This is a genomic window from Streptomyces sp. NPDC003038 (assembly GCF_040611115.1).
Lineage (GTDB): Bacteria > Actinomycetota > Actinomycetes > Streptomycetales > Streptomycetaceae > Streptomyces.
Genome location: NZ_JBEXNN010000064.1, coordinates 1 through 13,418, shown reverse-complemented (window position 1 = coordinate 13,418; position 13,418 = coordinate 1). Strand labels below are relative to the sequence as shown.

At 70.1% G+C, this 13,418-nt stretch carries 10 protein-coding genes; 9 read left to right on the top strand and 1 reads right to left on the bottom strand.

Annotation, left to right across the window (positions count from 1 at the left end; all coding sequences use genetic code 11):
- Nucleotides 1-335 precede the first annotated feature (335 nt).
- From ABZX75_RS33255 to ABZX75_RS33215, 9 genes are all read left to right on the top strand, one after another.
- A complete protein-coding gene (locus tag ABZX75_RS33255; RefSeq protein WP_355417651.1) occupies nt 336-779 on the top strand; it encodes a hypothetical protein in 444 nt (147 codons plus the stop codon).
- Nucleotides 776-1,618, top strand: coding sequence for a nucleotidyltransferase domain-containing protein (locus ABZX75_RS33250; protein WP_355417648.1), 843 nt, complete (start codon nt 776-778; stop codon nt 1,616-1,618). Before ABZX75_RS33255 ends, ABZX75_RS33250 begins: the two co-directional genes overlap by 4 nt.
- A gap of 545 nt (nt 1,619-2,163) precedes the next feature.
- Nucleotides 2,164-2,580, top strand: a complete 417-nt coding sequence (locus ABZX75_RS33245; RefSeq protein ID WP_355417654.1) for a transposase family protein — start codon at nt 2,164-2,166, stop codon at nt 2,578-2,580.
- Complete coding sequence (locus tag ABZX75_RS33240; RefSeq protein ID WP_355417645.1) at nt 2,577-3,413, top strand: Mu transposase C-terminal domain-containing protein; 837 nt, start codon at nt 2,577-2,579, stop codon at nt 3,411-3,413. Before ABZX75_RS33245 ends, ABZX75_RS33240 begins: the two co-directional genes overlap by 4 nt.
- Before the next feature lie 58 nt (nt 3,414-3,471).
- Nucleotides 3,472-3,834 (top strand): ATP-binding protein, encoded by a 363-nt coding sequence (locus ABZX75_RS33235; RefSeq protein WP_355417642.1) that lies wholly within the window; start codon nt 3,472-3,474, stop codon nt 3,832-3,834.
- A gap of 229 nt (nt 3,835-4,063) precedes the next feature.
- Nucleotides 4,064-4,996: a tyrosine-type recombinase/integrase gene (locus tag ABZX75_RS33230; RefSeq protein WP_355417639.1), complete on the top strand. Its 933-nt coding sequence runs from the start codon at nt 4,064-4,066 to the stop codon at nt 4,994-4,996.
- A gap of 77 nt (nt 4,997-5,073) precedes the next feature.
- The gene (locus ABZX75_RS33225; RefSeq protein ID WP_355417636.1) at nt 5,074-5,370 is read left to right on the top strand and encodes a helix-turn-helix transcriptional regulator; all 297 of its coding nucleotides are present in this window, start codon (nt 5,074-5,076) and stop codon (nt 5,368-5,370) included.
- A gap of 445 nt (nt 5,371-5,815) precedes the next feature.
- Complete coding sequence (locus ABZX75_RS33220) at nt 5,816-6,070, top strand: hypothetical protein (RefSeq protein ID WP_355417633.1); 255 nt, start codon at nt 5,816-5,818, stop codon at nt 6,068-6,070.
- Nucleotides 6,071-6,138: 68 nt separating this feature from the next.
- Nucleotides 6,139-6,909 carry a hypothetical protein gene (locus ABZX75_RS33215; protein ID WP_355417630.1) on the top strand — a complete coding sequence of 257 codons (771 nt, stop codon included), beginning with the start codon at nt 6,139-6,141 and terminating at the stop codon, nt 6,907-6,909.
- A gap of 413 nt (nt 6,910-7,322) precedes the next feature.
- Here ABZX75_RS33215 and ABZX75_RS33210 read toward each other — a convergent pair whose 3' ends face one another.
- Nucleotides 7,323-8,000 carry a helicase associated domain-containing protein gene (locus ABZX75_RS33210; protein WP_355417627.1) on the bottom strand — a complete coding sequence of 226 codons (678 nt, stop codon included), beginning with the start codon at nt 7,998-8,000 and terminating at the stop codon, nt 7,323-7,325.
- Between the last annotated feature and the right edge of the window lie 5,418 nt (nt 8,001-13,418).

The window sequence follows — 13,418 nt, the reverse complement described above, 5'->3', positions numbered from 1 at the left end:
TCGCCCGCTCGGCATCGGACAGCACCACCGGCGGAATCTTCGGTCCAGGACGACTCACACCAGACCAACGACGAATCTCCGACTCAGGACACTAGATGCAGCTCGCGGTCCCATCCGGTTTGGCGGTGGCGGTGAGGATGATGGGCGTCGTGTGTTGTGCATTGGGTACACGCCGTTGGCTTTCACTGGTGCTGGCCTGGACTGATGCCGGTACCAGGGTGTCGTTGTGCTGGTGAAGGCTGGTGTCGTTCGGTGGGTGGGGGGCTTGTCGCTCCTGTGGGTGGGTGTGGCGAAACGCCGGGTGGGGCCGTGTCATGTCTGGCTACGCTCGGTGGATGCCGTCGTTTGCGGGTGATCCGCGTCATGAGCGTCTTGTTGCTGTCCTGGTGCCGTTGTTGCGTCGGTCGTGTCCGCCGGGCGGTGGCGGGTTCGGAGGGTCGTATGAGCTCCGCCTCGGTGTTGATGAGGCGGAGGAGCTGGGCGGGGTCGCTCCGATTTGCTCGGCGATGCATAAGGCCGGCCGGTCCTTGGGATGGGCGAAGCTGCAGACGTTTGGTGGTTCCTTCCCACAGGTCGCTGTAGCGGGTGTGGTGGACCTGCGGGAGGTTCCTGAGGAGTTCGCCGCTGCGGTTGATGAGTATGAGCTGCAGCGGGGGAGGGCCGCGGCGGAGGTGATCGGACAGACGGTCGAGGACGGAAAGCCGCGCGCGGTCCCGGGTTCTGTTTTCGTGGTGGCACAGGAGTTCCGTGCCGCGTATGCCGAAGGCGTGGCCGGGTGAAGCGCCAGCGGGCGACGCGGCTGCTGGCGGACTTGATCACGCGGCTCGAGGACGGTGGTTGGCCGCTGGGCCTGGTTGACGAGGTGTACGTCTTCGGGTCGTACGCGCGCGGGGCGCTGGAGCCGAACGATGTCGACGTCGTCATTGAGCACGGCACGGACAAGCGTTGGCTGGGCGAGTCGCTGGATGCATCGATCAACGGGCGTGACTCGTACGTGGGGATGAGGCAGGCCCTGCGGGGCCGGACCCGGGGGATCTCCTTCCAGTTCCGTGGTCGCAGCAGCCTGCTGGACGAGGGCTTCGAGCTGTTCTTGCTCTGGCGGAAGGGTGAGCCGTTCTCCCTGGCTCGCGAGCGCCTTGCCTCCTTGACAGCGGACCCGGAAGCCGGGCCTGCGCCCAGGGACCACATGCTCACAGAGTTCGAGGGGCTGGAGAGCATGGTGCCGCGCCCGGCGCGGATCGAGCTGTTCGGCCGGCACGTGAAGGGTAAGATCAGCATCACGCCGCTGAGGCTGTTGGACGGAGACCTCGACGACCCTGAAGTCGCCCGGCATGTACGGCGGCGCTGGGTGGAGACAAGCCCGTTGCGCCGGGCGGCGACGTGCGCCCTGGTCGCGTTGGAGCAGCGGGGCGTTGACCTCAGAGAAGTCACGTTGCACGGTCAGCGGCTGTTCGGTCGGGACCAGCAGGCTGAACGCTGTTTCGTCGATCTGGGGTGGAACGGCTTCGGATACATGGGGCGTCTCCTGGACGGTGGAGTGACCTGGCTGGAAGTGTTGCGCCCCCATCGCAGCAAGCCCATGGACGCACTGCTCATCGAGCCGCTGCCTCGCACGTAACCGGCATCCGCATAGCCGCGTTCCGGCGCGGCACGGGAACCGGGGGCCTGCTTCATCCGTTCGTGTGTGCCTGATCGGCGTGTCGGGATGGATGAAGCCAAGGCGGACAGCCACCACCTGCACGAGGTGCAGCCGGGGGTGAGGAGTGTCCGATCAGGTTCCTGGTGCGAGGACACGCCGCGGCGGTGGCCAGCTGGCGGGCGTGAGGGTGCGGTGGCGCGCTTGATGGCCCTTGATTCCCGGGGCGAGTTGGCTACTGAGCACGCGCGGGCGGTCGCTGGGGCTCTTGGCGTGTCGCTGCGGACGGTGTGGAATTGGGTGGCGGTGGCCCGGTGTGAGGGGCGGCTGTCCGCACGGACTCCGTCACGGGCTGGTGTGACGCCGGATGTGCGTGTCCGTTTGGCGGTGTGGGGTGGGAATGTGGCCACGGTTCACCGTGAGCTGCTCGCGGAAGCGGCCGCGGCTGGTGACCCGGGCTTGGTGCCTTCTCTTCGGACCCTGCAGCGCGTTGTACGCCGGGACTTGTCGGCGGGGGAGCGGGCCGGCTGAAGGGTGATGAAGCAGCGCGCCGCCGCTACGACGTCTACGGTAAACGGCCGCCCACACACCGCAATGCGTGCTGGGAGGGTGATCACAAGCGGGTTCCGGTCCGGGTCAGCCTGGAGGGCAGCGCGGTGTGTCCCTGGGTGACGTGGTTCATCGATGTGGCGTCGAAGGTGATCGTGGGGGTAGCGGTCACCCCGCACCAACCGGCTCGGGACGCCGTCCTGGCCGCGCTGCGTACGGGGATCAGCCGGGCCGCCCCGTACGGACCGTACGGTGGCCTGCCGGGCCGGGTTCGGGTGGACCGGGGGAAGGACTTCCTATCGGGGGCGGTTGCGAGGGCGCTGGGCGGCTTCGCGGTACCGGTGACGACCTGCCGGCCTACAAGCCGTACCGGAAGGGCACCGTGGAGGCCTTGAACGGTGCGGTGGAGCAGATGTTGCTGGTTTCTCTGCCGGGCTACACGCGGCGCGCCCGCCCCACGCAGGCACACCGGCCGGATCCGGTGGAGGATCTGCTGTCCTACCCGGACTTCGTCAGGGTCCTGCTGGACTGGGTGGCCTGGTGGAACACCGAGCACCACCCGGCCGGCGTCCCGGACGGGATGACCCCGCGCGAAGCGTGGGAGGCGGATCCGACACCGCTTGAGGACGTGCCTGAGGAGCAGCTGGCGTTCTTCGCGATGGAGGACGACGGCCGTATCCGGAAGATCACCACGAACGGGGTCGCGTGGCGGCGCCGCGCCTACATCGCGGACTGGATGGCCGGCCATGTCGGCACGAGGGCACGGCTGCGCTATCTGCCACATTTCGACGGAAGGATCGAGGTCTTCACCGCCGACGGGCCTGTCCGGCACCTAGGCACCGCCTACCTCGCCGAGGCCGCGACACCGGCCCAGCGCCGCGCCCTGTCCAAGGTCCGTGAGAGCAAGGCCCACGCTCTCAAAGCGGACCTCAAAGCAGCGGAGAAGCTGAGCCGGAGCCGCTACACCGCAATGACCATGCCTGCCGCGCCCCTTCCGCGGCGATCGGTCACTGGCCAGCAGGCCCAGGAGGAGATCAGCCGCGCCCAGGCGGTGGACCTTGCAGCCCGCGCGCTGCCGGACCTGATCCCGCCGCGAGAGCCTCCGCCGGGTTGGGCCCGGCCCCGTTCCCACCTCGAGACCACCGTGCCGGCCGTGACAGATACAACCGACACCGCCGTGCCGGACGACCACACCGGCACTGAGCCCGCACCGGACAGCAAGGAGTGACCACGATGCCCACCTCACCCCGCAGGGCCGTCTGCCCGCGGAGCGGGAGGACCACTTCATGCGCCTTCCGGGCGCCCAGGTCGTCTCCACCCGCGCCCTGCTCACCGCTCGGGAGAACATCCGGGCCGCGATCGAGGCCAAGGCGATGATCTGCATTTACGGGCAGGCCGGAAATGGCAAGTCCTTCGCGGTCAACGCCTGCCTGCGCGAGCTCGCGCCGAAGCTGACGCGCCGGATTCAGTTCCGGGCCCGGCCCTCCACCCGCGACCTCCGACACGAGTTGTTCCACGCCCTTGGCCTGCAGGGCCGTCCGCCGACGCAGCCGATCGAGTTCGACCGGATGCTGCGCGGCGCCCTTCAGGAACCGCATGTCCTGGTCTGTGATGAAGCCCAGTGGCTGTCGAAACTCTGGTGTGGATGAGCCGGTTGTTTCGCTGCTAGTGGTTGCTTTTCCTGCGGTGCCCTCGTTGGGTTCGTCGGTGGCGGCGCGTTTGTTCAGGTGCTGCCTTAAACGACGAGCTTCGGGGTGCTCTGGACATGGGTGTGGGGGAGCGGGGCGAGCTGCGCCTGCTGGAGGGCGGGTTGGCCGGTCCGGATGCCGGTGTGGATCCGTGGGTGTTCCAGGCCGGGTGCGTGGAGGCGTTCGCCCGGTGCGTGGGTTCGCTCCGACCACGGTACGCAGCTATACCTCCCTCCTCGCCCGTGTTCTGGCACGTTTCGACTGCCCGGTGTGGGCACTGGAACCCGATGACGTGGACGAGATGCTCCACGCCCTTGCCGTCGCGGGCCTGGCCGCCGGTACGCGGCGGCAGTACCTGCAGATGATGCGGACTTTCCACGGCTTCGTCGCACAGCGGTACGAGGCCCAGGTCCGTGCCGCGTTCGGGGTCGCGGTCGGCAGCGGTGGGCTGGACCGGTTCAACCGGGTACGGCATGCCGGTGACGACGCTCCAACGGGTCTGCCTCCCACCAGGGAGCGCCTGGAGGCGTTCTTCGCCTTCGCCCGTTCCCAGGTGGCTGTCGCCTGCGACTACCGGGCCGCGGCCCGGGACTACACCATGCTGCGCACGCCGTACCTGTCCGCGGTCCGGGTGGGTGAGCTGGTGTGCCTGGACCAGGCCGACGTGTATCCGCAGCTTGGGCCGTCGGGGAAGCTGCACGTGCGGTTCGGGAAGGCGGTGAACGCGTCGGGTCCGCGGCCGCGGTGGGCGCCCATGCTCGAGGGCCTGGAGAAGATCCTTGCCTGGTATCTGGCCGATGTCCGGCCGCTGTTCCCCGCCACCGAGGTACTGTTCTGCGACGGCGACGGCCAGGCGCTGAAGGCGGCCACGGTCCGGGACAGGCTGGCCCGCCTCCTCGATCTCGAAGGTGCCGACTGGGACGAGCGGTTCACCCCGCATGCGCTGCGCCGGGCGTGTGCGACGCACCAGTACGAGCGGGACATGGACCTGATCGCCGTCCAGCAGCTCCTCGGACACCGACACATCGCCTCCACGATGGCGTACGTGAAGCCGTCGCAGCAGTTCGTCGAGGACGCCTGGCAGCGCGCGACCCAGTCAGCTGTCCGTGCGCTGGCCGGCTGAGAGAGACGAGTGGCATGACACCAGCAGGAACAGAGCTACCGGACACGGTCTCGGCAGCCGTGGAGTGGCGGCTGCGGATGGCCGCAGCACAGCGGGGCGTGTGGACCGGGACCCAACTGCGCTGGCTGCTCGCTGAGAAGGCGGGCCTGGAGCTATCGGCGGCCTCGGTGTCCGCACTGTTCACCAAGCAGCCCTCCCAGGTGAAACTGTCCACCCTCACCGCCCTGTGCACGGCCCTGGACTGCGCCCCAGGAGACCTCCTCGTGCTTGGCTCCACCGCACCGGCCATGGCGCCGGTGCCGCCAGAGGCCGGCGTACAGCCCGCGGCCACGGGTTCCACCGCCCCACGGACACGGTCTCTTCCTCCCCTGTGACACCAGGAGCTTCTTCGAACCGACACACGACGCCTGGGAGGCGTGCCCCATGGCCCTGCCCGTTCCCGATGCTGTCCGGGGCCGCTGCCCCGACTGCGAGAAACAACGCCGGCTGCGCCCCGGATCGGGCCGGTGTGCCTGGTGCTTACACAGGTGCTCGGGCTGCGGTGGCAGCCGACGCTCGGCGGAGGAGACGTGCGCGGCGTGCCGGCGCCGGGCCGCGAGTGTTCCCGCGCGGGGACCATGCGGGCGGTGTGGGCGCCGCCGCATCCTCGAGGCAGAGAGTCAGAGCTGTCGTGCGTGCTCCGATCCCGCCACAGCCATGCCGGTCGCGGCCTGCAAGGGGTGCGGTGTCCCGGCTCAATGGGCGCGGGGCATGTGCAAGTCCTGCTACGAGAACTCGCCCCACACTGTCCAGGCCCGCGCGGCGGGCTGGTCCCGCCGTATGCCAGCCTCGCCTGACTGGTGGAACGCCTTCACCACTCACCTGCAAACCCACCGGCACACCTTCTACGCCGCGGACGCCATCACCCACACCGCCCGCCTGATCCTCGACGCCGGCAGCACCGACCCGGCCACGCTCCTGAGCTCTGCACACCAGACCACCCCCTGGCTGGTGCGGCCCTCGCCGACTTCTTCCGGACCCACCACATCCACGACACCCCCAGAACGACTGAGGTTGCGAGGGCCGCTGCTCTGAGGGAACGCCGCATCGAAGCCGTCCCGGCCCCGCTGCGCCCACCAGTCCAGGCCTTCGCCCGGGCACTGGTGGACCAGCGTGAGCGCGCCGCCGCGCTGGGGCTGCGCCCGAACCAGCTGAAGACCATCAAAATCCGCCTCGACACCGTCCGGGACCTTGCGCTCCACATCACAGGCCGGGGCCACCGGGCGTGGGCATCTGTGACCACCAAAGACCTGGAGGAGTTCCTCGTCCGGAACCCGGCCCGCAGGGCGTCCTGGCTGGCAGGACTGCGCCAGTTCTTCGCCCACGCCCACCACACCGGAGCAGTGCTCCACAACCCGGCCGCCCCTCTCGACGCCCCACAGGCCCGCGGCTTCCGAGGCACCGTCCTCACCCTGGACGACCAACGCACCCTCTACCACCGCTGGAACAGTTCCGGCGAGACGCACCCACACGAAGCGTTCATCGGCCTGGCAGCCCTCCTCCACGCAGCGACAACGACCGAACTGCGCCTCCTCACACTCGACCACCTCACCCCCGCCCGCCACGCAGTCCGCTTCCCCGGACGGACCGTCGACCTCACGCTCGATGCGGCGACGTGGAAGGCGCTGACGGCCTGCCTCCGCCACCGCGCCTCGCTGCGCACGGACAACCCGCACATCCTCGTGACACGCCTGACCAGGACCACCCAAGAACCTGCCGGCGCGGCCCACATCCGCGACAGCCTGGCCCCGGCCGGCCTGCTGCCGCGCATCCTGCGCTCCACCCGACTGCTCACCCTCGCCGCCGAACGCGACATCAAACAGCTCACCGCAGCCTTGGGCATGTCCTACAATGGGGCAGCCCACTACGTGTAACCCGTGCCAGTGCCGGAGGCCGGGACTACGGTGCCCAGTGGATGCCGAGTTGGGCGAGGGCTGCGAGCTGGGCGGGGTCGAGCTTGGCGCGTCTGGTTTTGGTGTTGGTGAGCTAGATTCCGAGCTTCACAGAGTGTTCCTGGCCGTCGATGACCAGGGCTTCTGCGTTGCCCCTGGGGACGGTCACAGACCCCGTGCGCGCCTTGTACTGGGCGAGGGCGGCTACGCCCCGATCGAAGGCCGCGGAGCGGCCCTGGGGCGCCTGCGTCTTCGCCGTCGTCGTCGTCGTGCGGGCCCGTGGGGCCTTCTGGGGCTTGACGCCGAGTTCGGCGAGCCGGTGCTGCTGTTCGGCGTTCAGCCGGTTCCAGTTCCGCCGCTGGGTGGCGAGCCACCGACGTCTTCGCCGTGCCGGGTCACCCCGGGCACGACCTCCGCCGGCCGCGCCCCGCCCTGAGGTAGGTGTAGTGCCGCTGCCAGCCGACGGTCGACCCACGCGTCTTCGGGTTCCAGTCGGGGTCGATCGTGGCGAGCGCTGCGGCCCGCCGCTGCGCGCGTTCGGGGTCCTTGCCGAGTCCGCCGGGGCGGCGGATGTTGGTGAGCCACTGTCCGATCGCGATGTCGAGGATCGCCGCGCCCCGCGGCGCGGCCAGGGTGCCGTGGAGTTCGTAGTAGGCCCGTGCCGCGCCGAGGTTGGTTTCGAAGGCGGCGTCGGCGGTGTCCCAGACGATCCCGAGTTCCTCCAGCTCGGCCGCGCGGTCGCCGGTCATGGTCCCGGCCCGGTAGGCGCGCCGCTGGTCCGACAGCCACCGCCCCAGCGGGAACGCGCTCTCGGCCTCGATGTGCTCGTAGGGGACGTCGAGGTGCCCTTCACGCTGCCGGTAGCGCAGGGCGGCCTCGGCGCCGCGGCGCCAGTCCTGCCTCTCGGTGTTGATCACCTGGTAGGTGATCCACTTCGCGATGAGTGCCGGGTCCCGCGGGGTGGCGAACCGGAGGAGGAGCCGTGACTCCTCCTCGCCGTCCTCCGGCGCCTTCCCGACCGGCCGAGAGGGGTCTACGATCCTTTTCTGCTGTTCCTGCGGAATGGCGAGCATTTCCACAGCCTCTTCATCGTGCGCCCGCAAACCTTTATCTAGGGGTGGTTGGAGTGGGGGGATGTTTGTTCTGGTTGTCACCTGCGGCAATGGTTGCGTGACGATCCCGGGGTGACGGTGGGGGAGTGGTGGAACGGGCGCGGCTCGTTGATCCCGAGCCCGCGGGGATGGTCCGCGGGGGTGAGCGGGCCGAGCGTGGACATGGACGTCGACCCCGCGCCTGCGGGGATGGTCCGGACCCGGGCCGGCCCGACCGGAACATGCGAGTGTCGCCCCCGCGCCTGCGGGGACGGTCCGACGTCCTGGTGGTTCGCGGGACGCCGGCAGAGTAGGTTGAGCTCGCCCCCGTGGGGAAAGTCCAGGGGACATCGGAGCGACCGGCGTCGCAGGCGCGTCAACTCCGCGCGGGGATGGTCCGTCGACTCTGCCCATCCTGCGGAACGGGTTCAAGTTGCTCCCGCGCCTGCGGGGATGGTCCCCTGCAAGAGATCCTGCCGTTCGAGCCGACTTCGTCGTCCCCGCGCCCGCGGGGATGGTCCGATGAACCGCGCCGTGGACTTCCTCCGCCTCAAGTCGCCCCCCGCGCCCGCGGGAATGGCCCGACCAGACTCAGCGTCATGCGCCGGGTCGCTGCGGCGACCCTGCGTCCGCGGGGATGGTCCCGAGTGGGGCGCGCTGATCACCCACACCGTTGGGTCGAACCCGCACTCGCGGGGATGCTCCGCAGCCATGGGTCTTTGCGACCCGACCGCGCAGTCGATCCCGTGCTCGCGGGGATGGTCCCGTGAACGGGTCGGGGAAGTTTGTCTCGCAGTTGTCGACCTCGTGCCTGCGGGGATGGTCCGGTGACGTGGCGCGGTTCCGGCAACCTCTTCGAGTCGACCCCACACCCGCAGGGATGGGCCTCAAGGAGTTCTGGCATGGCCCACCGGGACGACGTCGATCCCGCGCCTGCGGGGATGGTCCGATCGAGCGGCCCATGGCCACCGACCGCTTCTACGTCGACCCCGCGCCTGCGGGGATGGCCCGCACGCCACCGTCGTCCGCAACGCTGGCGGCGAGTGGACCCCGCGCCCGCGGGGATGGCCCGTGCCCCTCCGGGCCGGTCGCCCGGGTGGTCGCCTACGGGGATGGCCCGATCGCGACCATGAGCGGCGGGAGGAAGTTCAGGTCACCCGGCTTCAAATGCATCTGAACGAGAATGGCTATTTGGGGCGGTAGAGCCCCAGGTCAGAAAGTGTCGTCCCCGCGCCTGCGGGAATGGTCCGTTCGGTGCCACACCCGGCACCGCCCTGAAGGTGTCGTCCCCGCGCCTGTGGGGATGGTCCGAGGCCGCCCGGGCCTCCAGCGCCGCCTGTGGCATCGACCCCGCACCCGCAGGGATGCTCCGCGGCCGTAACCGCGCTTGATGAGCTGCTGTCCGTCGACCCTGCGTCCGCGGGGATGATCCGGACACCAGCAGTGATTATCGGTACCACAACAAGTCGACCCGTGCCGCGGGGATGGTCCGGACTGGGGCGGCCAGGTACCGCGCTTTGAGGTGTCGCCCCCGCACCCGCGGGGATGGTCCGGTGGAGATCGTCCCCATCCGGCAGGCGTACACGTCGACCCCGCGCCTACGGGGATGGCCCAGGCCGGCCGCTCGCGCAGAACCCCCCTGCCGTGTCGACCCCGCGCCTGCGGGGCTGGGTCCCCGCCTGCGGGGATGGTCCCTTCTCCACGAACAGGTTCGAGCCGTACAGGAAGTCGACCCCGCGCTCGCGGGGATGGCCCCTGGGACTACCCCGACGAATTCGGCGTGTACGAGTGACCCCGCGCCCGCGGGGATGCTCCGCTCGGACGGTCACCTCGCCCTCTAAGGTGTTGGTCGACCCTGAGCCTGCGCGGGATGCTCCGTGCGTGGCCTGTGCCTCGCTTGCCGCAGACAGGGATGACCCTCGGCATACCGACCCCGTGCCGTCCGCCGATCCGTTGACCTCGCGCCTACGGGGATGGTCCGGACACGGCGTGCACGTCGCCCACGTCCTTCGAGTCGCAGATCCTGCTGTCGACCCCGCGCTGCGGGGATGATCCCATACGGAGCGTTGGCCAGGTGCTCCACGAGAAGTCGACCCCGCGCCCGCGGGGATGGTCCGGAGGTGATCGCGGGCTCCGCGACATGGCCCGGTGGACCCCGCGCCCGCGGGGATGGTCCCCCACCGGGGGTGATGTTGCCGTGAACTCCTGGTCGATCCCGCGCCCGCGGGGATGGTCCGGTCATGTACTTCGCAGCCCCGTAGTGCTGCTCCTCGACCCCGCGCCCGCAGGGATGGTCCGGAGCCGTCCTTGACCCCGCGCCAGCGGGTATTGTCCGTTCCTGAACGTTGAGGGGCTGAAGTTGTCCGCGGCCCGGCGCGAACGGGATCGCCGAGCGGAAGTCGCTCCCGCGTCTGCGGGGATGGTCCTGCGGCGATGTCCGCCGCGCAGCTGGGAGTTGAATCGACCTCGCGCCCGCGGGGATGGTTCGCAGGGTGGCAAGCCTGTTGCCCTGACCCGCACGGTCGACCCCGCGCCTGCGGGGATGGTCCGATGGGCACCGGCACCAACATTCAGGACCGGTCGTCGACCTCGCGCTCGCGGGGATGGTCCGTCCTCTTCGAGCTGCCGTGGTTCTCCATGTCGACCTCGCGTTTGCAGGGATGGTCCCATCGATCGTGCACCGATGAAGTCGGCCCCGCGTACGCGGGGATGCCCCCGAGGCCCTGTCCGATGCGGCCGTGCAGCTGCGGTCGACACCGCCCGCGGGGATCGTCTGGGTCTCGTTGGTCCATCACGTCGACCCCGCCGGCGATGCTCCGCTGACTTGGTCGCTGGCGACGATGTCGACCCCGCGTCCGCGGGGATGGTCCGTTCGCGATGCGCGACCGCGAGTGGCTCGGCCTGTCGACCCCGCGCCTGCGGGACTGCTCCGGTGATCCGGTCGTTGTTCACGCCGAGGTTGGCGTCGTCCCCGCGCCTGCGGGGATGGTCCGGCGGCCAGCCGCTTGACGACGATGGCGACCAGGTCGACCCAGCCCCGAAGGGGATGCCCCGCCGGGCACCGTGCGCAAGGCCGGTGAAATGCTGTCGACCCCGCGCCCGCGTGGATGGACCGAGGGCCGTGTAGTCGTTGGTCGTGAACTTGGTGTCGAACCCCGCGTGCGCGGGGATGGTCCGTACATGAGCGGCCTCTCCTCTGGAGCGCCGTCGCTTCCGCACCTGCGGGGATGTTCCGTGCCAAGTCCCCTCCCAGCCGCCGATCGGGAAGCTGACCCCGTGTCCGCGACGAGGGCCGCCATGGTGCTGCGCGAGTCGAGCCGCGCCTTCGGAGGATGGTCCGCCGTCCGGATATTGGGTCCCTGCGGTGAACATGGCGATCCCGCGCCCGCGGGGATGGAACATCAAGCCCACGTCAAACCCCGCGCCCCGCGGGGATGGTCCGCAACGCGAGATCCTCGAGGTCGTGCGGGACCAGTCGACCCCGCGTCCGCAGGGATGGTCCGGTCATGAGGATGGTTTCCAGCGAGCGATCGGGGGTCGACCCCGCGCCCGCGGGGATGGTCCTTCGACACGACGGTGACGGCCCGCGAACCCGCGGTCGACCCCGCGGCCGCGGGGATGGTTCGTATTGGACCAAGGTTCAACACACCGGTCCTGGGTCGACCCCGCGCCCGCGGGGATGGTCCGGCCCAACGGTCGGTGGCGTCGCCAAACCGGCGGTCGACCCCGCGCCCGCGGGGATGTTCCCGTGCAGGTGGAACAGTCCGGTTGGGCCACCTCGTCGACCCTGCGCCCGCGGGGGATGGTCCGGTCATCATGGGGCAGTCACCCCTCGGGCGGCTGTTGACCCCGCGCCCGCGGGGATGGTCCGACGTCGGCGCAGATCCACGTTGCCTCGGGCAGGTCGACCCCGTGCCTGCGGGGAGGGGCCGGTCCAGCGCGCTGGCGAGCCCGCATCGGCGGCGTCGATCCCGCGCCTGCGGGGGTGGTTCGAGAGAGCCGGCGCTCTGGCTCGGCCTGGTCGCGTCGGCCCCGCGCCCGCCGGGATGGTCCGGAGTTCGGGTGGAACGCTGGCTTTCAGCGCCAGTCGACTCCGCGCCCGCGGGGATGGTCCGGTCACCCTCGACCACAACGACGCTGGCAAGTGGTCGACCCCGCGGCCGCGGGGATGACCCGTCTTTGAACGCGTCCGCGATGATGTCGGTGTCGTCGGCCCTGCGCCTGCGGGGATGGTCCGCGAAGTGCACGGGCAGAGCTCGCTCCCAGGGAGTCGACCCCGCGTCTGCGGAGATGGACCGATGGGCTGGGACGGCCAGGGATTCAGCTGGTGTCGACCCGGCTGCCGCGGGGAGGGCCCACTGGGCCAGAGCCCGGAGGCGGCCGTAGGTGTCGGCCCCGCGCCAGCGGGGATGCTCCGAAAACACTGCGCCCGGCTGCGGGCACTTACCCCTGTTGACCCCCGCGCCCGCGGGGATGGTCCGGAGTGGGGCGTGCTGATCACCCGCACCGTTGGGTCTAACCCGCACTTGCGGGGATGCTCCGCAGCGTATGGGTCTTTGCGATCCGACCGCGCAGTCGATCCCGCGTTTGCGGGGATGGTCCGCACAACATGGCCCCGAACATCGCCCGCTCGGGGTCGACTCCGAGCCCGCGGGGAGGGTCCGTCTGTGTTGCGCGAGGCTGGTGCTCCGGTGCCGTTGACCCCGCGCCCGCGCTTGGTCCGTGGGGACACTTCGGCGAGCCCAGGTGGACGACGTCGACCCCGCGCCCACGGGGATGGCCGCGCGTACGCCCAGCTCACCCCCCGCCCGCGGGGATGGTCCTCTGAGGGGGTGCCGAGGGGGAAGCTGAGGGTGTCGACCCCGCGCCCGCGGGGATGATCCGCTCATGGCCGACCAGATCGGCCAGTGGATTCCGGTCGGCCCCGCGCCCACGGGGATGGTCCTCGCTTGACGACCCAGCCGGTTGATCAGCCCGTGTCGACCCTGCGCCCGCGGGGATGGTCCGGTGTGTGAACTCGACGGACAGGTCCTCCAGCAGTCGACCTCGTGTCCGCGGGGATTGTCTCCAGTCCATGTCCGCCACCCTGGAGAAGGCGACGTCAACCCCGCACCCGCCGGGTAGGTCCAGCTCGTCTGAGGGTCGGGATTGCCAGCATCCTGGTTAGCGGTGTTGGGGGTCTCCTGACGCGCGTAGGTGGACCACTGTGATGTCTCGGACGGCGGCGACCGCTTCGGGGGGCGAGTGGGGCCAAAAGTGGTATGGCGTGGTACCAGCCGGTGTTGGTCAGTAAGCGGGGGAGGGGCCTAGGCCGTTTCTTAGGGATCACCTCGCGGCCCAGATGTGGATGGCAGCGAGGTGGAGTCCGGCGAGGTAGATGGTGGCTGTTTTGTCGTAGCG